The 21070-nt window shown below is 35.3% G+C and carries 20 protein-coding genes and 1 tRNA gene; 17 read left to right on the top strand and 4 right to left on the bottom strand.

Going from position 1 to position 21070, the window contains the following annotated elements:
- Positions 1-6 precede the first annotated feature (6 nt).
- Positions 7-384, bottom strand: a complete 378-nt coding sequence (locus tag Q73A0000_RS04980) for a DUF2147 domain-containing protein (protein WP_193812978.1) — start codon at positions 382-384, stop codon at positions 7-9.
- Between the two features lie 666 nt (positions 385-1050).
- On the opposite strand from Q73A0000_RS04980, the gene Q73A0000_RS04975 reads away from it, so the two are divergent.
- The 13 genes from Q73A0000_RS04975 to Q73A0000_RS04915 all read left to right on the top strand — a co-directional run bounded on the left by Q73A0000_RS04975 (position 1051) and on the right by Q73A0000_RS04915 (position 9920).
- Positions 1051-1626: a cysteine hydrolase family protein gene (locus Q73A0000_RS04975; RefSeq protein WP_193812977.1), complete on the top strand. Its 576-nt coding sequence runs from the start codon at positions 1051-1053 to the stop codon at positions 1624-1626.
- A 6-nt stretch (positions 1627-1632) separates the two neighbouring features.
- Entirely contained in the window at positions 1633-2220 is a 588-nt protein-coding gene (locus Q73A0000_RS04970) for a Crp/Fnr family transcriptional regulator (RefSeq protein ID WP_193812976.1), read from the top strand.
- A gap of 142 nt (positions 2221-2362) precedes the next feature.
- Positions 2363-2815, top strand: a complete 453-nt coding sequence (locus Q73A0000_RS04965) for a GlcG/HbpS family heme-binding protein (protein ID WP_410504128.1) — start codon at positions 2363-2365, stop codon at positions 2813-2815.
- A 6-nt stretch (positions 2816-2821) separates the two neighbouring features.
- A complete protein-coding gene (uraH, locus tag Q73A0000_RS04960) occupies positions 2822-3235 on the top strand; it encodes a hydroxyisourate hydrolase (protein WP_193812974.1) in 414 nt (137 codons plus the stop codon).
- A gap of 235 nt (positions 3236-3470) precedes the next feature.
- Positions 3471-4031 carry a hypothetical protein gene (locus tag Q73A0000_RS04955; protein WP_193812973.1) on the top strand — a complete coding sequence of 187 codons (561 nt, stop codon included), beginning with the start codon at positions 3471-3473 and terminating at the stop codon, positions 4029-4031.
- Positions 4028-4474, top strand: a complete 447-nt coding sequence (locus Q73A0000_RS04950; RefSeq protein ID WP_193812972.1) for a hypothetical protein — start codon at positions 4028-4030, stop codon at positions 4472-4474. Before Q73A0000_RS04955 ends, Q73A0000_RS04950 begins: the two co-directional genes overlap by 4 nt.
- A gap of 289 nt (positions 4475-4763) precedes the next feature.
- Positions 4764-5150 carry a hypothetical protein gene (locus Q73A0000_RS04945; protein WP_193812971.1) on the top strand — a complete coding sequence of 129 codons (387 nt, stop codon included), beginning with the start codon at positions 4764-4766 and terminating at the stop codon, positions 5148-5150.
- A gap of 8 nt (positions 5151-5158) precedes the next feature.
- A complete protein-coding gene (locus Q73A0000_RS04940) occupies positions 5159-5737 on the top strand; it encodes a TetR/AcrR family transcriptional regulator (RefSeq protein ID WP_193812970.1) in 579 nt (192 codons plus the stop codon).
- 149 nt (positions 5738-5886) lie between these two features.
- Positions 5887-6882, top strand: coding sequence for an NADP-dependent oxidoreductase (locus Q73A0000_RS04935; RefSeq protein WP_193812969.1), 996 nt, complete (start codon positions 5887-5889; stop codon positions 6880-6882).
- Positions 6883-6899: 17 nt separating this feature from the next.
- The gene (locus Q73A0000_RS04930; protein ID WP_193812968.1) at positions 6900-8060 is read left to right on the top strand and encodes an iron-containing alcohol dehydrogenase; all 1161 of its coding nucleotides are present in this window, start codon (positions 6900-6902) and stop codon (positions 8058-8060) included.
- Positions 8061-8253: 193 nt separating this feature from the next.
- Positions 8254-8934, top strand: a complete 681-nt coding sequence (locus tag Q73A0000_RS04925; protein ID WP_193812967.1) for a type 1 glutamine amidotransferase domain-containing protein — start codon at positions 8254-8256, stop codon at positions 8932-8934.
- Between the two features lie 164 nt (positions 8935-9098).
- A complete protein-coding gene (locus tag Q73A0000_RS04920) occupies positions 9099-9371 on the top strand; it encodes a SemiSWEET transporter (RefSeq protein WP_193812966.1) in 273 nt (90 codons plus the stop codon).
- Positions 9372-9461: 90 nt separating this feature from the next.
- On the top strand, positions 9462-9920 hold the full coding sequence (locus Q73A0000_RS04915; protein ID WP_193812965.1) for a low affinity iron permease family protein: 459 nt from the start codon (positions 9462-9464) through the stop codon (positions 9918-9920).
- Positions 9921-10058: 138 nt separating this feature from the next.
- Here Q73A0000_RS04915 and Q73A0000_RS04910 read toward each other — a convergent pair whose 3' ends face one another.
- Positions 10059-10820 carry a helix-turn-helix domain-containing protein gene (locus Q73A0000_RS04910; protein WP_193812964.1) on the bottom strand — a complete coding sequence of 254 codons (762 nt, stop codon included), beginning with the start codon at positions 10818-10820 and terminating at the stop codon, positions 10059-10061.
- Positions 10821-10881: 61 nt separating this feature from the next.
- Between Q73A0000_RS04910 and dinB the strand changes: the two genes are divergently transcribed.
- The 4 genes from dinB to Q73A0000_RS04890 all read left to right on the top strand — a co-directional run bounded on the left by dinB (position 10882) and on the right by Q73A0000_RS04890 (position 17447).
- Positions 10882-12033, top strand: a complete 1152-nt coding sequence (dinB, locus tag Q73A0000_RS04905) for a DNA polymerase IV (protein WP_193812963.1) — start codon at positions 10882-10884, stop codon at positions 12031-12033.
- 416 nt (positions 12034-12449) lie between these two features.
- Positions 12450-15509, top strand: coding sequence for a DNA polymerase III subunit alpha (locus Q73A0000_RS04900; protein ID WP_193812962.1), 3060 nt, complete (start codon positions 12450-12452; stop codon positions 15507-15509).
- A gap of 104 nt (positions 15510-15613) precedes the next feature.
- Entirely contained in the window at positions 15614-15922 is a 309-nt protein-coding gene (locus Q73A0000_RS04895; RefSeq protein ID WP_193812961.1) for a hypothetical protein, read from the top strand.
- A gap of 514 nt (positions 15923-16436) precedes the next feature.
- Entirely contained in the window at positions 16437-17447 is a 1011-nt protein-coding gene (locus tag Q73A0000_RS04890) for a M28 family metallopeptidase (RefSeq protein WP_193812960.1), read from the top strand.
- Between the two features lie 100 nt (positions 17448-17547).
- Here Q73A0000_RS04890 and Q73A0000_RS04885 read toward each other — a convergent pair.
- Positions 17548-17619 (bottom strand) — tRNA-Arg (locus Q73A0000_RS04885).
- A gap of 416 nt (positions 17620-18035) precedes the next feature.
- Entirely contained in the window at positions 18036-20822 is a 2787-nt protein-coding gene (uvrA, locus tag Q73A0000_RS04880; protein ID WP_193812959.1) for an excinuclease ABC subunit UvrA, read from the bottom strand.
- Positions 20823-21070 lie beyond the last annotated feature (248 nt).

Below are 21070 nucleotides of genomic sequence, written 5' to 3'. Positions count from 1 at the left end.
AACGACCTACATTTTATCGAAATATAGAGTTTTCCCGATCCATTGCCATTTCCAGAAACCACGGACAATAAGTTGACCATCATCTTTAATTTCGGCATAAGAATCCCAAGTTCTTCCACTGGAAGCATCATAAATTTTACCGTTTTCCCAACGTTGTTTGGTGGTATTGAAATATAAATTCTCTAAAATATCCATTCCAATCAATTTTCTATTTCTTAATTTAGGATCGGGATTTCGGGTATCTACTCTTGAATTTATTGGCTGTCCATTTCCTAATTTTTCATCAAACCAAAGGACTTTCGCTCTGATTGCTTTTCCCTCTTTATAAACCAGTACGCTCACACTTTTGTCAGTAGCCATCCATTTTCCCAGGATGTCTTCCATCTTTGTTTGACCCATCACAGAATGACAAAGAAGTAGAAAAAAAATGATTGAGGATTTGACCATTGTGATTTTAAGTTTCAAAAGTTATAACGGATTTAAGAGGTGTTTTATGATTTTCAGAACAGATAACGTGGTTGTTTTAACTAAACTTTAATAGAAACGCTTTCGTTTTGTTAGAATCGTGAACAAAATAGCTTTTATCCATTATCGAGCCATTTATTCAGCGGCAAAACTCGGCTTATTTTTTTTAGTTTCAAAGAGGATATTTCAATTCTTTCAATCTCTGAAGTAATCGGATTTCTAATTTGCAGATAATGAGCTTTATAAGCTTAAATAAGAGCGCAATTAATATTTTAAAATTGGATTTATTTATTCAAATACTTATTAAAGATGTATTTTTTTTATTTAAAATTCTAACTAAAGGTGCTGATATATTGGTTGTTAAAAATGAATCAATAATTATTCAATCGGAAGTTCTTATTGTTTACATATTAAGTTCCTTTCCAATAAAATTTAAATGAATCATTTATTGAACTAGTTCAACAAGTTCTTTTCTATGCCCAAACTACCTTTGTCCAAGATTAATTGAAGAGAATCACTTTCTTGATATAGTAAAGTATTTCGAGATAGGTAGATGAACTTTTAAAACTTTAGAAAAGACAAATTATGAAACAATACCTTAATAATACGACCGCATTACTTATTATAGACATCCAAAATGACTACTTTCCAGGTGGAACGATGGAATTGGTAGGATCAAATGAAGCAGCAGAAAAGGCAAGTACGGTACTTTCTTATTTTAGAAATAATAATATGCCGGTCATTCACATCCAGCATATTGCGGTTCAGGAAAGCGGGACTTTCTTTTTGCCAGAGACAAAAGGTGCAGAAATTCACCAAAGCGTTGCTCCCTTAGAAACGGAAAAGGTGATCACTAAAAACTTTCCGAACAGTTTTAGAGAAACTGAATTATTAGATTATTTAAAGCAGAAATCTATTTCAAATTTAGTAATTTGCGGCATGATGACCGACGTTTGCGTAAGTTCTACCACCAGAGCTGCCATGGATTTCAGTTTTCACAATACAATTATCGCAGATGCAGTAACCACGAGAGATCGCGAACTGAATGGAAAAATTATTCCAGCTGAACAGATCACAGAATCATTTTTGGCAGGATTAAATGCATTAGGCGGATTGTATGCAACACTTGAAACAAGTGAAAGCTATATAAAACACCACTAAAACAATATGGGGGCGTACCCTTCCTTCGAAAAGAATATCCTAAAATACGTTGATTTATCACAGGATGAATTAGCCAGGTTCATCTCTTGTTATCAAATTGAAACCGTAGAAAAGAACAGGATTATTCTAAAGGAAGGCGAAGTGTGCGAATTTGAAAGCTATGTGCTGGAAGGTTGTTTTAAAGTTTTCTATCAGGACGAAAATCTCAAAGAACATATTCTCTATTTTGCCATCGAAGATTGGTGGGTTTTAGATATCGGTAGTTTTGTGTCTGGCAAAGTCTCAAGATTAAATATTCAGGCATTAGAAGATTCTGTTATTTTAACGATTGACCGCGCGAAAAAAGAGCAGTTGTATATCGATATTCCGAAAGTGGAAAAGCTCTTCCGGATCATGAATCAAAAGTCTTTATCATCGATGCATTTAAGAATGATCAGTATGCTTCACAAAACTGCAGAGCGAAGATATTTAGATTTTACAGAAAGATATCCGACCCTTAATCAAAGAATTGCCCAGCATCAAATCGCCGCCTATTTAGGAATCTCCCACGAATTCTTAAGTAAAGTGAAAAAAAGACTTCTGCGAAATAAATAGCAAACCTTTAGCATTCAATAATCTTTAACAATTTATAAAGCAACTCAGAATTAAGATGCAGTAAACTACTGTACTCTAAAATTAAATTTTCACAATTATGAAAACAGGAAAAAATATAATCATCACAACCGCTCTATTGTTCATGTCTTGCATGGCATCAGCTCAATATGTGCAAAAAGAAAACAGTCTGAATCAGGCAGGCGCATTGAAGTTAGCAGAACAGGCCGGAATTGAAGCTCAAAAATTAGATAAAAAAGTATCGGTTGCTGTACTCAATTCCTCCGGCGTTACCTTGTTATTATTAAAAGCTGATAACGTTGGACCGCACAATACAGAAGCGTCCAGACGAAAAGCGTACACGTCATTATCAACAAAGACTCCAAGTTTAGACTTGATGAAAAATGCAGCCAATAGCGAAAGTGCTAAAAACTTAAACACGCTTCCGGAATTACTTTTATTAGGAGGTGGCGCACCAGTTTGGAAAGATGGCGAACTCATAGGAAGTTTGGGTGTTTCCGGCGGTGGAAGCGGAGAAAATGATAATAATATCGCGATGAAGGCAATAGAAAACTTAGGATTTAAAACCAATAAATAAATAAAAATGAAATCAAGAAATTTTTTAATCGTACTCATGCTTGCCTTTGCAAGTTTCAGCTTTGGACAAGAAGCAAAGTTCCAATTATCCAGTCACATCTTAGATATTACGAAAGGTGAACCGGCTCCAGGGGTAAAAATTAGTTTATCAAAACAGGATAAAGCAGGAAAGTGGATCGCTGTTGATGAAAAAATCACAGACCAAAACGGTCGTATTACCGATTTTTTAAAGGTAACAAAAGGCGTCGATAATCAAGGTATTTATAAGTTGACCTATTTTGTGGAACCTTATTTTAAAAAGTTAAACCAAAATTCTTTTTACCCTTTCATAGAGGTTGTATTTGAAATCAAAGGAGAAAGTCATTTCCACGTTCCGATTACGTTATCTGCTTACGGATATTCCACGTATAGAGGTAATTAATATTTGGAATTGAAATAGACAAATAGTTTTCAAAACCCTGGTCAAGCTGGGGTTTTGTTTTTAAAACTTTTTAATGAAAATAATTACACCAGATTTATTTCTCTGTCTATGACGATCATTTTTATTTAAAATCGGTGCTGCAATTCGATTCTACGGGTTTTCACTATTTTTGCACGCTGAAAAAACACCCAACTACTATCCCTAAATCCACACTTCCAGGAAAGAATTTTACTTCATGAAGAAACACAAAGCTGCTCGGTTTTTGATGATATCAACTGTTCTATTTGTTCAGGTTATATTTTTATTAATGATTATTAAAGAGCAATACGAATCCAACAATTTTGTTACCATCATTTCAATAGTGCTCGTGACCTTAACGCTGATATTTGGCTATAAATATTTGGATTTACATCACGAAGAATATGTTTACGAAAATATGTCTGTTGTAATTTGGGTGCCAATCGGAGCAGTGACTTGCTATTTATTGAATACTTCTACCGATTTAGGAAGTGTTTTATCAGTCGGAATTACGGGCGCTGTTGCCTCTTTTTTACCTTCCATCGATAAAAAATCAGATTATTTTAACAAGTTACCAGCCGCTATTTATTGTGGTGCTTTCATCGGAATGTCGAGTGTAAAAATTGCACCATCGATTGGTTTTGTAATTGCTGCGGGAATTTTAGCCGGTCTCTTTTTCATGTTGGCAAAAAATCTATTTGTCGGTATTGGCGGAAAATTCGGAAGTATTGCATTTTGCAGTATGGTTATTATCTCTTTAATTAATTGGTTTTTATGAATGATTTAATGATGACTACGGTCTCAGGAATTCTTGGTGCGACGCTTACTTTCTATGTGAGCGAACATTATAAACTGGGTCCGATTCGGTCTTCAGCTTTACTTTCGGTTTCTGTAGGTTTGTTTTTCTACTGTTTTCCGCACCTTTTCAATTCTTATCTTACTAAAAATATTCCTCTTGTATTTATGGGAACATCCTTTATTGGAATGGTTTCCTCCAAGTCATATGGAAGTTATTTCCGTTTGGCAGTTGCCGGAACTTTATTCAGTACAATTTACTGTAACAAAAGTCTTTTCTTCGAAGGTTTTGGCGGCGCTCTTGGAGCCTTGGCATTTATTTCTTTGTTAACCGTAATTAGCATTTCGGATTTACTTTCCAGAAAAGCTAAAATGAAGAGGGTTTATGTCCGCGCCAGACGTAGCGTTTTTAAATATAGAAATTAGGATAATTAGAATTTTTTTCAAACGTTTCTCACTTTCTTTATCTTTATTTTAGAATTAATATTTTATTTAAAATGGTCTCTTAGGATAATTTTCATTATTAAAATATTCCCCTTTTGAATTCCAACAAATATTTATAATGTAACTTTCAACCTGTAGAATAGGGAAGGAGAATTTTCTATGTGACCATTTTCCAATCTAAAAATTCACTTTCTATTTTAAATTTAAATTAAAAAATGAACGTTCATTCTTTTTTTTATATCTTTGCAAAGTAAAATAAAAGTCAAGTAAAATGAGAGTCATATTTTGGGTGATCGTAAGTATCCTTTTAGCAGTTGTAATGATGGTTGCCGGTGTTTATCATTTATGGAACCCTGAATTCTATGTTCCGATTGTTCCATCATTCTTACCGTTTCCATTGGCAATCGTTTATTTGTCGGGGATGGTTGAATTGCTTTTGGGGATTGTTACTTTATTTTTAAATCAAAAATACACCAAGTATGGAATGTTGGGTATTTTTGGTTTGATGGTGATTTTCTTACCACTTCATATTGCAGATGCTTTGAAAGATCAGCCCGTAATCGGAAGTCATATGGTGGCGTATTTCAGATTGGTGATTCAATTCGTATTGATTTGGCTGTCTTGGAAATCATACAAATTTACTTCGCTCGCAAAATAGAATTTGAAATGGCTAAAAAAGAAAAAATATCAGACAAAAAAAGTGCGTTACTGAATGCTACACTTACTTTGGTGAATAACCACGGGTTTCATAATGCGCCAATGTCTAAGATTGCAAAACTGGCAGGCGTTTCACCGGCTACGATTTATCTGTATTTCGAACATAAACAGGATTTGATTAATACCCTTTATTTAGAAGTGAAGGAATCATTTAGTGCCTGCGCTTTTGAAGGGTATCATGAAGAGATGTCTGTGAAAACTGGTTTTGAACTTATTTGGTTTAATATCGCCAACTATAAATTAAATCAAATCAAAGAAGCTAATTTTTTATCTCAATGTGATAACAGTCCGATGATTGATGAAGCGATTAGAATTGAAGGTTTAAAGAATCTGCAACCATTACTCGATTTATGGGAAAGAGGAAAAAAAGAGGGAATTATAAAACCGATTTCGGACTATATTTTGTATTCATTTACTGTTTATCCTTTGTCTTTTTTACTGGAAATGCAGGAAAGAGAAATCTTCACTTTAGATGAAAAAGTAAAAAACGAAACTTTTCAGTTGGCTTGGGATGCAATTAGAGTTTAACTCTTTTTTGACCTTTTAAAAAAATGAACGTTCATTAATTAAAACGAAGCAAGTTGCTTTCCAGAATACTTTTTTAAATAAAAATGATAAACCTCAGTAATCCAGCATTAGCGATAAGAGTAATTTAAATTTAATAAAAACCTTTAAAGATGAATAAAACAATCACACTAAACAGTCGTCCAGTTGGGAAACCTCAACTTTCAGATTTTAAATTTGTTGAGGAAGAAATGCCTGTCCTAAAAGAGGGTGAAGTTATTTTAAAAACAAAATTCGTGTCCGTAGATCCGTATTTAAGAGGAAGAATGAGTGATGCAAAATCGTACGTACCGCCTTTTGAACTACAAAAAGTAATAAGTTCCGGAGTTGTTGCAGAAGTGACAGAATCTCAAAATGAAAAATTCAAAGTTGGAGATTTTGTTTCAGGAATGTTGAACTGGAAAGAATTTCAAACTTCAACTGGAGAAAACCTTTTAAAAATAGATGATCAAATAGCGCCACTTTCTAACTATCTCGGTGTTTTGGGAATGACCGGATTAACCGCTTATTTCGGACTGACAGAAATTGGAAAGCCGCAAAAAGGAGAAACCCTTGTTGTTTCCGGAGCCGCCGGAGCAGTCGGAAGCATCGTTGGTCAAATCGGAAAAATATTAGGTTGTCGCGTTATCGGAATCGCTGGAACGGATGAAAAAGTAGAAATGCTGAAATCAAAATTCGGTTTTGATGAAGCCATCAATTATAAAACAACGAGTGACATGACCACAGCCATTGCAGAAGTTTGTCCCGATGGAGTCGATGTTTATTTTGACAATGTTGGTGGAACCATTTCCGACAGTGTTCATGCGAACATCAACAGATTAGGAAGAATTATCGTGTGTGGAGCAATTTCCGCTTATAATGATACTTCAGTTCCGCAAGGACCAAGAGTTGAACATTTTTTAATTCGAAAAAGTGCTTTGATGCAAGGTTTCATCGTAGGGAATTATGCAGAGAAGTTTCCGGAAGGAATGAAGCATTTATCGCAATGGCTATCCGAAGGAAAACTCACTTATTCAGAAACCATCGTGGAAGGTTTTGAAAATATTCCACAAGCTTTTATCGACCTTTTCGAAGGTAAGAATAAAGGAAAAATGATCGTAAAAATATAAACATTAAAATACATAATATGAACAATTTTAAATACAGAAATCCAACAAAAATATTGTTTGGTAAAGGACAAATTGAAAATCTTCCAACAGAAATTCCAGCAAATTCAAAAATACTGATGCTTTACGGCGGAGGAAGTATTATGAAAAATGGAGTTTATGATCAAGTGAAAAAAGCACTTTCAGGATATGAAGTCGTAGAATTCGGTGGAATTCCCGCAAACCCAGAATACAGTGTTTTATTGGAGGCTTTAAAAGTAATCAAAGAAAAAAACATCACTTACCTTTTAGCAGTTGGTGGCGGTTCAGTCATTGACGGAACTAAATTTTTATCAGCCGCAGCTTTATATGAAGGCGAAACTCCTTGGGATTTATTGACGAATAAAAAACCAGTAACGGAAGGAATGCCTTTCGCAACAGTTCTGACACTTCCTGCAACGGGTTCAGAAATGAATTCTGGTTCTGTAATTACGAGAGCAGAGACCAAAGAAAAATTAGCGTTTGGTGGACCGGGAATGTTCCCGCAATTTTCTATCCTTGATCCTGAAGTGATCAAATCAATTCCACAACGTCAGTTAGCAAACGGAATTGCTGATGCTTTCACGCACGTGATGGAACAATATATGACGTATCCGATCGGTGCAAAATTACAGGATCGTTTCGCAGAAAGTATTATGCAGACTTTGGTTGAAGTGGCTCCGGAAATTATGAAAGATCCAACCAATTATGAAGCGGCGTCCAATTTTATGTGGAGTTGTACCATGGCTTTGAATGGATTAATTCAGCAAGGAGTTCCCGGAGATTGGGCAATTCACTCCATGGGTCACGAATTGACCGCGATGTACGGAATCGATCACGCCAGAACTTTAGCCATTTTAGCCGGAAATCATTACCGTTATAATTTCGAAACCAAGAAAGAAAAATTAGCGCAATACGCAGAAAGAGTTTGGAATATTACCGACGGAACTTTAGAAGAAAAAGCCCACGCTGGAATTGACAAAACAGATGAGTTTTTCAAATCTTTAGGAATTGATATTAAATTATCAGAGTATACCAAAGATTATTCAGGAACCGGAACTGCTGTTGCGAAACGTTTTACTGAAAGAGGTTGGGAAGGACTTGGAGAACATAAATCTTTAAAACCGTCTGACGCTCAGAAAATCATCGAAATGAGTTATTAAAAATCAGAATTATAAAAATTCGTATTAACAATTCATTGCGGGCATTGCTAAGTGAAACGCCTTTGCGAACTTAAGGAGGTACGTAAAACAGTATGTTTTAAAAAAAAACTTTGCGAGGCTTTGCGTTAAAATTTTATTGTTCAATATGAATAATCATTAAATTATTAAAAATTAAAACACTAAAAAAATAGATATGAAAATATTATTTGTCTTAACATCACACGATCAATTAGGTAATACTGGCGAGAAAACTGGATTTTGGATTGAAGAATTCGCAAGTCCTTATTACTATTTAGTAGATAAAGGAGTTGACGTTATTTTAGCTTCTCCAAATGGCGGTCAACCACCAATTGATCCAACCAGCGATAAACCTGAAAATCAAACAGAATCAACCATCAGATTTAAAGCAGATAAAGATTTACAGGAAAAATTAAGCAGAACGCATAAACTTTCTGAGGTTTCATCTGAAGATTACGACGCCGTATTTTATCCGGGCGGTCACGGACCATTATGGGATTTGGCTGAAAGCGAAACATCCGCAAAACTGATCGAAAGTTTTTACAATTCCAACAAACCTGTATCTTTCGTTTGTCATGCTCCCGCAGCGTTGAAACATGTGAAAAATACGGATGGAGAACCATTGGTAAAAGGAAAAAAAGTAACCGGATTTACCAATACCGAAGAAGCTTTGGTACAATTGACAGATGTTGTTCCATTTCTCGTGGAAGACATGTTGAAAGAAAATGGTGGAATCTATAGTAAAAAAGGAGATTTTGAAGAATATGCGATTGAAGATGGATTATTGATCACGGGTCAAAACCCGGCTTCTTCAGAAAAAGTAGCTGAAATGTTATTGGCTAAACTTCAAAAATAAAATAGACTTAAGTTCTATTAATTAACTAAAATGTTCCAAAGTGAGTTTTCGCTTTGGAACATTTGTTTTATAGAAATTTGATAGCGTAGTTTTTCAATTGGTGATTTTAATTTATCTAAAGAGTTCCTCCACTTTTTCCTAAATTCGTTTGATAATAAATTAAGATGGACGAAAATATTCTGGGATTGGTTGCTGGTGGAATTACCTCGGTGGCGATGTTGCCGCAACTCATCAAAGTTTTGAAAAATAAAGATGTCGAAGATTTATCTTTATTGATGATTTTATTCCTGATTGTCGGACTTTCGCTCTGGGTTTGGTATGGCTTTATCAAAGAAGAACTCCCCATTATTCTGTCGAATGCTTTTGCAGTTTTGGTAAATGTTTGTCTTTTAATTTCCTATTTTATCTTTGGAAAAAAGAAGAGTGATAAAAACTAATTTCAGCACTATTTTACCATTTATAAAGTTGAAGAATTAATCCATTTTGGCAGACTTTTTTCTGTGTAGCTGATACTAAAAACTAAAGTTATGGCTGCTAAAAATAATTTCTTCGAAAAATTTTCAAATGCTGCAACAACTTTTACAGGAAGTTCTTATGCATTTTTAGGCGCCTTGGCAATCGTCATTATTTGGGCGGTGAGCGGACCGGTTTTTAAATATTCAGAAACCTGGCAGTTGGTTATTAATACGGGAACCACGATTATCACTTTTCTAATGGTTTTTTTGATTCAAAAAGCACAGAATAAAGATTCTAAAGCCATTCAAATAAAACTCAATGAGTTAATTGCTGCCAACAAAACAACCAGCAATCGGATTGTAAATATCGAGGATCTAACAGAAGAAGAACTCGATCGAATTCACAAATACTACGAAAAGTTAGCTGAAGAAGCCCAGGAAGATGCAGATTTACATGCTTCACATTCTATCGATGCTGCGACGAAAAACCAGGAAGAAAAATCGGAATATTTCCGAAATGATAAACACTGATAAATTTTCACACCAAAAGTCCTAAAGTAGTCTTAAAAATTTGTGCTGTTAGTGTTTAAAAAGAAATTGCAATTTCCGAAGGCAATCTTAATCCTCTTAAGGTCTTAACTAAATCTTAATGGTAAAATAAACGGTACTTTATCTTTTATTAATTAAATCAATCTCCTTCTTCAAACTCAAAAACATCTCCTTCACCGTCATCATATCCAAAGTTTCGTTCTCAAATTCTTCCGTATTAATACTGCAGGAATACTCCCAAATTTCCACCAAGTCCGAAAGTTTAATGTCATAAGGTTTGTATAACGGATTATCTGAACTCACCGTAATGCTTTTTGAAGTTTTCTTTTCAAGTCTTTTATAAACCACACCTTCATTTTGAGTAATGAAAATATAAGTTTTGTCTTTCTTCAAATCACTCACATTTTCCACATATTTCCCCACGATGAAAGTTCCGTCTTTAAAAGGCGGCATCGAATCTCCACTCGCCGGAAAAGCCCGAAATTTCCCGTTCCTCAAAAACGGTAAAGAAATGGTTTGTAACCTTTCAATATATCCCGGATCGCTGTACCCTTGCAGATAACCCATTTGGGCTTTTTCGGGAATAATTTCTATTTTGTTTTCGCCTTTTTCATCCACCATAATCGGAAGGATGGTACGGTTATCAGGAAGTTTCATCATCTTTTCTAATGAATATTTACTCAAGTCAAGACCGACCAATAAATCGATGCTTATTCGGTAATATTTCGACAGACGAATCAGGATTTCGATAGGCGGCTCACTGGAACCATCTTCATATTTGGCGTACCGTCCGCGCGTAATAAGAAGGTTATCGGCGATTTTCTGTTGCGCGTATTTTTGCTGACCTCTCAGATACCGCATGTTTTCTGATAAAATTGACATTGCTATAAATTATAGCAACAAATATACAAATATTTGATATAAATCGTACTAATTTTGTACCATGGAAAGAGCAATTGCACATATGGATTTGGACACTTTTTTTGTGTCCTGTGAAAGATTACAGGAATCGAAACTCAACGGAATTCCCGTTATCATCGGTGGTGGCGACCGTGGAGTAGTAGCATCCTGTTCTTATGAAGCGCGTTATTTTGGCGTTCGTTCTGCCATGCCGATTAAAATGGCGATGAGGTTATGTCCCGAGGCAAAAGTAATTCGTGGTGACTACGAACGATATTCTAAACTCTCCAAAGAAGTCACCGAAATTATTCAGGAGAAAGTTCCCGTTTTAGAAAAAGCCAGCATCGATGAATTTTATATGGATTTATCCGGCATGGATCAATTTTTTGGCTGTTATCAATGGACCAGGGAAATTGCAGATTCTGTTACGAAAAATACAGGATTGCCGATCAGTTTCGCGTTGTCTACCAACAAAACCGTTTCCAAAATTGGGACCGGAGAATCGAAACCCGTCGGAAGATTAGAGATTCCGGCTCAAAATATAAAACCTTTTCTCAATCCTTTATCTGTACGGAAAATTCCGATGGTTGGCGATGTTACTTTTCAATTGCTTTCCCGTGTCGGAATCAGAACTATTCAGACTTTAGCAGAAATGCCCATTTTGGTTTTGCAGCAAATGATTGGTAAAAACGGTAGCGAACTTTGGAAAAAAGCCAACGGAATTGATTTGACTCCAGTTGTCCCGTATTCTGAAAGAAAATCATTATCAAGCGAACATACTTTCACCAATGACACGATGGATATTTTCGAATTGAAAAGGCTGATTTCAGGAATGGCAGAATCGTTGGCCTATCAACTCCGAAAAGAAAAGTGGCTAACTTCCACGGTCGTTTTAAAAATACGATATGCTAATTTTGATACAGAAACCAAGCAGTGTAAAATCTCCTATACTTCTATTGATCATACTTTAGCCAGAGTCGCCTTGGATTTATTTGAAAAACTCTATACGCGAAGAATGCGGCTGCGTTTGGTCGGTTTGCGATTTACGAATCTAGTTCATGGGACCTATCAAATGAATTTATTTGAAGACAGCGAAGAACTCATGAATCTCTACCAAGCCATGGATCGCATGAAAAACCGTTTCGGCAAAAATGCTTTGGGACGTGCGTCTGGATTTGAATTGGTTTCTATTTAACCATAAAAGTCACAAAGTTTTATTACTGTTAAACTGAAAATGGTGCTTCTGAAAGTTCACAAAATTATTGAATTTAACCATTAAGATTAATGAAGTAATTAAGTTCATTAAGATTTCCTTCGGAAATTGAACTGCGCTGAAACTTCTGTGAACTGTGCGTTTGACTAAAAACTAATGTGATTAATGTAGAAAAAATAAATCTGAAAATTTATAAAAGCATTCATCTTAAAAGTTATTCAAAATAATAAAAAAGATAAATTGGTATTTCCCTTTGCTAAGTGAAACGCCTTTGCGCCCTAAAAAGTGCATGAAAAACGCGCGAATTGGAAAGAATACTTTGCGTCTTTGCGTTAAAAATATTAAACCTTAAAACCTAAAACCTAAAATCTAGAATTTATAATTCAAAATTAATTATCGTGTTCCTCAATTCCCACACTTTTCACAGCCTTCGCTACGGCACTTTATCAGTTGAAGAACTCGTGAAGCAAGCCGCCGATTCCGGTACAAAAGAATTGGTGCTGACCGATATCAATACCGTCACTGCGATTTATGATTTTAAAAAAGAATGTGAAAACTTCGGCATCAAACCAATTGTAGGAATGGAAATTCGTAAAGAAAACCAACTCCTTTACATTACCATTGCCAAAGATGAAACAGGAATTGCAGAGATCAACCGTTTGCTCACGAATCATAATTGCGATGGAGTAGAACTGCCGCAAGTTTCTCCGGATTTTCAGAAAGTATTTGTGATTTATCCTTTCGGAAATATTCCAGAGGAATTAAAGGAAAATGAATTTATCGGAGTTAGGGCAGAAGAACTCAATCTTTTAATTCGTCCGGAATGGAAAAAGTTTTTGGATAAAATGGTGGTGTTGCATCCGGTTACCTTTAAAACAAAAAAAGAATTTAATCTGCACCGAATTCTAAGAGCGATCGATCAGAATACTTTGATTTCAAAACTGTCGGAAACTGATTGTTGTTCGCCAAATGAAGTTTTTCAGCCGATAGAAATAATTGCAGAACAATTTAAAAACCATCCAAAAATTATAGAAAACACGCAATATATTTTGGATGAATGCTCCTTTAATTTTGATTTTAAAACACCAAAAAATAAAATCTACTTTACCGAAAATAAAGAAAACGACGATGCACTCTTAAGAAAACTCGCTTACGAAGGTTTAGATAAGCGATATCCGGAAAGAACACAAATCGTCATCGACCGTATTGAAAAAGAACTGAAAGTGGTTACCGAAATGAACTTTGCAGGTTATTTTCTCATCACTTTGGATATTGTAAAATACAGCATGAGTCGTGGTTTTCTGCATGTCGGTCGTGGAAGTGGCGCGAACAGTATCGTCAGTTATTGCCTGGGGATTACAGAGATTTGTCCCATTGAACTGAATCTTTATTTTGAACGTTTTCTCAATAAACACCGAAATAACCCGCCTGATTTTGATATTGACTGGAGTTGGCGGGAACGCGATGAAATTTTGAAATATATTTTTGAACGTTACGGAAAAGAACATGTCGCTTTCTGCGGAACGAATGTCGAATTTAAATACCGTTCTATTTTTCGGGAAGTTGGGAAAGCCTTTGGTTTGCCGAAAGAAGAACTCGATGTTCTGGCTAAAAATCCAATGGCCACTCATGATACTAATAAAGTGGTAAAACTCGTGCAGAAATACGGAATGTTACTGGAGAAATTCCCAAATCAACGAAGCATGCATTCCTGTGGAATTATTATTTCCCAGGAACCGATTACGAATTATACCGCTTTGGAAATGCCGCCGAAAGGTTTTCCGATTGTACAGTTTGATATGAATGTGGCGGAAGATATCGGTTTTGAAAAATTTGATATTCTTTCTCAGCGCGGCTTAGGAACGATTAAAGATACTTTGGATCTCGTTAAGAAAAATCAGGGAATTGATATTGATATTCACAATACGACTCTTTTTAAAAATGATAAAAACTGCAATGATTATTTAAGCATTGGAAAAACGATTGGGTGTTTTTATATTGAAAGTCCCGCTATGCGTGGATTATTGCGTCGTTTGAAATGTGAAGATTATAAAACCTTGGTCGCCGCATCTTCAATCATTCGTCCGGGTGTGGCGAAAAGTGGCATGATGAAAGAATATATTTTCCGACATAATAATCCGGATCAATTTGAATATTTTCATGATGTTTTTAAAGAGCAACTCGGCGAAACCTACGGAATTATGGTTTATCAGGAAGATGTAATTAAAATTGCCTTGCATTTTGGTGGTGTTTCTGCTGATGATGGTGATGTTTTGAGAAGAGCGATGAGCGGAAAAAGTCGGTCGATAGAAAAATTGCAAGAAGTTCGCGAACATTTCTTCGAATCCTGTGCCAGACAAGGACATCCAGAACAGTTATCAAAAGAAGTTTACCGACAGATCGAATCATTCGCGGGTTATTCTTTTTGTAAAGCGCATTCGGCGTCGTATGCGGTAGAAAGTTATCAAAGTCTATATTTAAAGGTGTATTATCCGATTGAGTTTATGGTTTCTGCCATTAATAATGGTGGTGGTTTTTATCGCACAGAAGTCTATGTTCATGAATGCAGAATGGCGGGTGGAAAAATTCATAATCCGTGTGTAAATAGGAGTTTGTTTGAAACTACCGTTTATGGAGAAGATGTTTTTTTAGGTTTCATGCATATTGAAAAACTGGAAAGCAGAATCGCCAATTTTATTCCGGAAGAAAGAGAAAAGAATGGAGAATATACTTCATTGGAAAACTTTATTAAACGAGTTCCGGTTGGGATTGAAACTTTGCAGACTTTGATTTTTGTGGGTGCTTTTCGGTTTACGGGAAAACCCAAAAATGAACTTTTGATTGAAGCGCGGTTGCTCATGATTCATTTCAAACCTGAATATCGGTTACCGACTTTCTTTGAAACGCCTGTGCAGGAATATCAACTTCCGGTATTGAATAGAAACCGGTTTGAGGATGCTTTTGATGAAATAGAAATTCTGGGGTTTGCCGTGTCTTGCAGTCCGTTTGATTTATTGCAGACGAACTACCGAGGTATCATTATGGCCAGACATTTACCGCAACATCATAAACGACAAGTGAGAATGTTGGCCTATTTAATTTCCCGAAAGCACGTTCCGACTAAAAAAGGAACTATGTTTTTTGGAACCTGGATTGATTCAGAAGGAAACTTTTTCGACACGGCTCATTTTCCTGATAATTTACAGAAATATCCTTTTCAGGGTGGTGGTTGTTATCTGTTATTGGGACAAGTGGAAGTAGATTTTCATTTCCCTACGATTACGATTTTCAAGATGGCGAAAATGCCTTTTATTCCGGATCCACGATATGCCGAAGATCAGCAGAAAAGTTATGAAGTTCACAAAAAGATTAATGAAGATGTGAGTATGACGACGAGAAATCCTTATCCACAGGAACATGAGATTGGGTTGCCGCGGAATAAAATGGTGGTGAAGTAAATAAAATATCTTAATAATTTTTTCCCTCTTGAAATGACTACGAATATTATTGTTTTATAAACACTTTGAGGATAATTTTTAAATTTGTTTAAAACTTTTATGCGATGAAATCTACACGGGAAATTTTCAAAAATAATCCTTCCTTACTTCAAGAGCCACAAGTGATCGAACTTTTGGAATATTGCGAGGAACTGGAAACCGAAATTATAGAACTCAAATTTCAGAAATCGAACAGCAAAGAATTAGCAATGATTGATATGTTGCAGGAAGTTATAAAAGGATGCAATGACTTGGAAAAAGAACAGATGGAACATGACCGTTTCGGGTATGAAGTGCCGCACTATCAGGAAGCGATTTTAAGTTTAAAAAAATATATTTTGGACCGTTGTAGAGATGAAAAAATATGGCTTTAAGATATAAGATGCGTGATGGTATTTCTAAATTATCATTAGATCCAATAAATTGTCTTAAATCATTTTCGTTTTTAGTAATACATAGTAATGTAATGAAAACACCAATCTGGATGACACTCTGAAAAAAAACTTTCATTTGCAGAAAAATTGTTCACATAATTTATGTTTTTTGAATCCTGATTTTTATAAATCATATCCACTATCAAAGAATCGTCCTTTCGAACAATTCTCCAATAATTAAAACATTCTATTATTAGTTTTAATATCCCATCTGCAGCCCGACTTGAGTAGAGCTCATTTTTATTGGTGGCTGAGCGGAGTCGAAGCCACCAATAAAAATAGCGGGAACCCTTCGACAAGCTCAGGGTAAACTCAGGCGGAAATGTCTGCCCAAATAATCATTAAAAACTAACAACTTCGGCGAAAGATTAAAAATTTTAGTCACATGAACCGAAAATGAAAACGGTGATTTAAAAATTAAACCTATATTTAACTTTCAAAAAAAATTAAACGCATGAAAAACTCTAAGTATTTTATACTTCCTCTGGCTTTTGCGCTTTTGCAAAGTTGTGCCGCCAATCTTTCTTATTCGGGTTCGCCATTTAAGAAATCGTATGAATCAATTACGTCTGACGAATTGAAAACCCATCTCTATATCGTCGCTTCCGATGAAATGGAAGGTAGAGATACGGGAAGTGAAGGACAGAAAAAGGCGGGTCGCTATTTGATTGAGCAGTATCAGAAAATGGGTGTTTCTCATCCAAAATCGATGAGTTCTTATTATCAGATTGTGCCGAAAGATGCATTAAATGGAAGAAGAGGAAACTTACCGGAATCAGAAAATATTTTAGCTTTTATTGAAGGTTCAGAAAAACCCGACGAAGTTATTGTGATTTCTGCGCATTATGACCATATCGGAATCTCGAAGGGTGAAATTTATAACGGTGCCGATGATGATGGAAGTGGAACAGTTGCAGTTCTAGAAATTGCAAAAGCTTTTCAGATGGCGAAAAAAGCCGGAAAGGGACCGAAACGATCTATTCTATTTTTACATGTTACCGGTGAAGAACACGGACTTTTAGGTTCAAAATATTACGCTGATCATCCGATTTTTCCAATGGCTAATACGGTAGTAGATTTGAATATCGATATGATTGGAAGATGTGATGCAGGCAATTGTGGAAAAGACTATGTGTACGTCATCGGTTCGGAAATGTTGAGTTCTGAGTTAAAGAAAATTAATGAACAGGCGAATAAGGAAACGGTCAACTTAGAACTGAATTATAAGTATGATGATCCTAATGATAAGGACCGATTATACTATCGTTCAGATCATTACAACTTTGCGAAAAATGGGGTTCCGGTGATTTTTTACTTTGATGGAATTCATGAAGATTATCACAAGCCAAGTGATACGCCTGATAAAATTGATTACGTTTCCTTGAGAAAACGAACGCAATTGGTATTCGCAACTGCGTGGGAACTGGCGAATAGAAAGGATAGAATTGTGGTGGATAAAAAATAAAGCCAAGGTAAAAGAGTAAGTAAAAAATTTTAAAGCTGAATATTAAAAAGAATCAAGTATAGCCTTGGTTCTTTTTACTTTTTACTTGGCTCTTAGAATGTGACTTCACCGGGAATCGAACCCGGATCTAAAGTTTAGGAAACTTTTGTTCTATCCGTTGAACTATGAAGCCGAAAAGGAAATCAAATTTAAGGTTTCTGCTTTAGAATGTGGTATGGGTTTTTTAAATATTTGAAAGCGCTGTTAGAGCTTGAAGCTCTAACAGTACTAATCAAAAAAGCCAACTCCGAAAAGTTGGCTTTTATATTTAATTTTAAATTATTTAAAAAATTTGTAAACTTTTATTGATAAAGTGATTGTCAATAATGGGATCAGAAAGAAAATTAAAGAATATGAAACCCAACCTGCTGTTATAATATGTTCCATTTCTAAAAAGTAGATGATTCCTGAATAAATAAAAAGAATCAGTAATAATAAAATAGTGAAATCGATATGTTTTTTAGGTTTCACAATCATCCACAAAATGATCGCAATCAAAATGGGGATTAATAATGTATAAAAATAAAACATCATTGTTTCTTTCATTTGCTATTTCAATTTCTCTTTTAAATATTTTCCAGTATGCGATTTTTTATTCTTCACCAAATCTTCCGGAGTTCCTGCAAAAACAACTTCGCCACCGTATTTTCCAGCTTCTGGGCCGATGTCGATAATGTAATCTGCGGTTTTAATAATGTCGGGTTGGTGTTCAATAACAATTACTGAATGTCCAAGTTCTATTAATGCTTGAAGTGATTTCAATAATTTATTAATATCATGGAAATGTAATCCTGTAGAAGGTTCATCAAAAATAAATAATGATTTATCGGTTGTCGCACCTTTTACTAAAAACGATGCTAACTTCACTCTTTGCGCTTCACCTCCAGAAAGGGTTGAGGAACTTTGTCCCAACTGCAAATAACCCAAACCAACTTCCTGCAGAGGTTTCAGCTTGGTTACGATTTTGCCTTGGTCGTTATCTTTAAAGAATTCCAAAGCTTCATCAACCGTCATGTGAAGGATATCTGAAATATTCTTTTCGTCGAATTTAATTTCGAGGATTTCATTTTTAAAACGTGCGCCGTGACAAGTTTCACATTCCAATTCGATATCGGCCATAAACTGCATTGATACGGTAATTACACCTTCACCTTTGCAATCATCGCATCGTCCGCCATCTACATTAAAAGAGAAATGTTTCGGCATTAAACCTTGCATTTTTGCCAGTTTCTGTTTCGAGAATAAATCCCGAATATCGTCGTATGCTTTTAAATAAGTAACTGGATTCGAACGGGAAGATTTACCAATCGGATTTTGGTCAATAAGCTCAATGTTTTTAATGAGTTTCGTTGGAAAATCTACAGAATCGTAATCGCCTTTTTTTCCGCCCATTCCCAATTGAATCTGAATATCATTGGTTAGGATTTCTTTCATTAAAGTGGATTTTCCACTTCCGGAAACTCCTGAAATTACGACCAAACATTCCAATGGAATATCAACGTCGATGTTTTTTAAATTATTCTGACGCGCTCCTTTGATGTGAATCCATTCTTTTGGTTTTCTACGGGTTTCCGGAACTTTAATTTCTAATCTTCCGGTCAGATATTTCGAAGTTAAAGTATCCGCATTTTCTAACTCATCAAAGTGTCCGGCGAAAACTAATTCGCCACCCAGATATCCTGCTTCCGGACCGATGTCGATAATGTAATCTGCGGCTTTCATTACATCTTCATCGTGTTCTACAACGATTACAGTATTTCCTAAATCACGAAGACTTTTTAAAACTTCGATTAAATTTTCGGTGTCGCGGGAATGCAAACCAATCGATGGTTCATCTAAAATATAAATCGATCCAACCAAAGAACTTCCGAGCGAAGTTGCTAAATTAATACGCTGACTTTCCCCACCTGAAAGCGTGTTTGAAGTTCTGTTAATCGTTAAATAGCCTAAACCAACTTTATCTAAAAATTCTAAACGAGTCGTAATTTCGTACAATAAACGTTTTGCAATTTCAGCATCGTGTTTGGAAAGTTTTAAAGATTTTATTAAAGGTAAAAATTCATCTAAGGGCAATTCAATCACCGACTGAATATTATGTCCGTCGATTTTCACCCATTTTGTTTCTTCACGCAAACGCAAACCTTCGCAAGTTGGACAAAGTGTTTTCCCGCGATATCTGGAAAGCATTACTCGGTATTGAATCTTGTATAAATTTTCCTCCAGCATTTTGAAGAAATTATTAATGGACGGGAAGGTCGCTGTGCCATCACCTTTCCACAAATAATTTTTCTGCTCTTTCGTTAATTGATGATAAGGTTTATGAATAGGGAAGTCTTTGGCTTTTTTAATGAAATCTCTTTTCCATTCGCTCATAGTGTCGCCTTTCCAACTCGCAACGGTTTCTTCGAAAACCGATAAATTTTTATTTGGAATCACTAAATCTTCATCAATACCGATTACTTTTCCGTAACCTTCACATTCCGGACAAGCGCCGTAAGGATTATTAAAACTGAAAAAATGAACATTCGGTTCCATGAATTCCATACCATCGAGTTCGAACTTATTAGAGAATTCGGTGATTTTTCCGGTCTCAATATTTTTTAAAGAACAATATCCACGACCTTCATAGAAAGCCATTTGAATAGAATCTGCTAATCTTTGTAAGAAACTTTCATCCTCTTCATAACTAAAACGGTCAATCACCAATTGAATTTCCATGTCAGGTTCAGGAATAAAACCGAAGCTTTCTAAATCTTCAATTCCAGCCACATTTCCATTAACTTCTAATCTCGTAAAACCCGAAAGTTTTAAAGTGTTTGCTTGCTCAGTAAATTTAGAAACATCAAAACTTAAAGGAGTTCGCAAAAGGAAAGTTTGGTTTTCATTTTTTTCAATGAATTGAATAACATCGGTAACCGAATCCTTTTTGACTTCATTTCCTGAAACGGGCGAAAAAGTATGTCCAACTCTGGCAAACAGTAATTTTAAATAATCATAAACTTCGGTGGAAGTTCCAACTGTAGATCGTGGATTCGAAGAAATTACTTTTTGCTGAATCGCAATCGAAGGAGCCAAACCTTTAATATCATCAACTTTTGGCTTTTCTAATTTTCCTAAAAATTGTCGTGCATAAGAACTCAAACTTTCGACATAACGCCTTTGTCCTTCAGCATAAATCGTGTCAAAAGCGAGCGAGGATTTTCCACTTCCCGAAACTCCCGTAATCACGATGAGTTTGTTTTTAGGAATCAGAACGTCAATATGTTTCAGATTATTAAGGTGCGCATTTTTTACGAAAAGTTGTTTCTTAATATCGATATCTGTCGGTGTAATCATTATAAAATTTAAGGCTACAAAATTACGGATTTTTTAAGAGAAAAATTCTTAGAATTGTTTGCTTATTTCGATAAAATTTACAATATTTGTTGTAAACAAAATAGTGTAATATCATGAGAAAAATTCTGAATGATTTAATTACACATTTGATGAGAAAAAGATAAGTTTTTAGTTAAACCTCTAAAGAAAATGCAATACTTCGGTGTTGCATTTTTTGCATTTAATACAATTTTATTTCTTAAAATAAG

This window comes from Kaistella flava (ex Peng et al. 2021) (assembly GCF_015191005.1).
GTDB lineage: Bacteria > Bacteroidota > Bacteroidia > Flavobacteriales > Weeksellaceae > Kaistella > Kaistella flava.
Note: the sequence above shows the minus strand (reverse complement) of the source record. Positions and strands in the feature narration are given on the sequence as shown.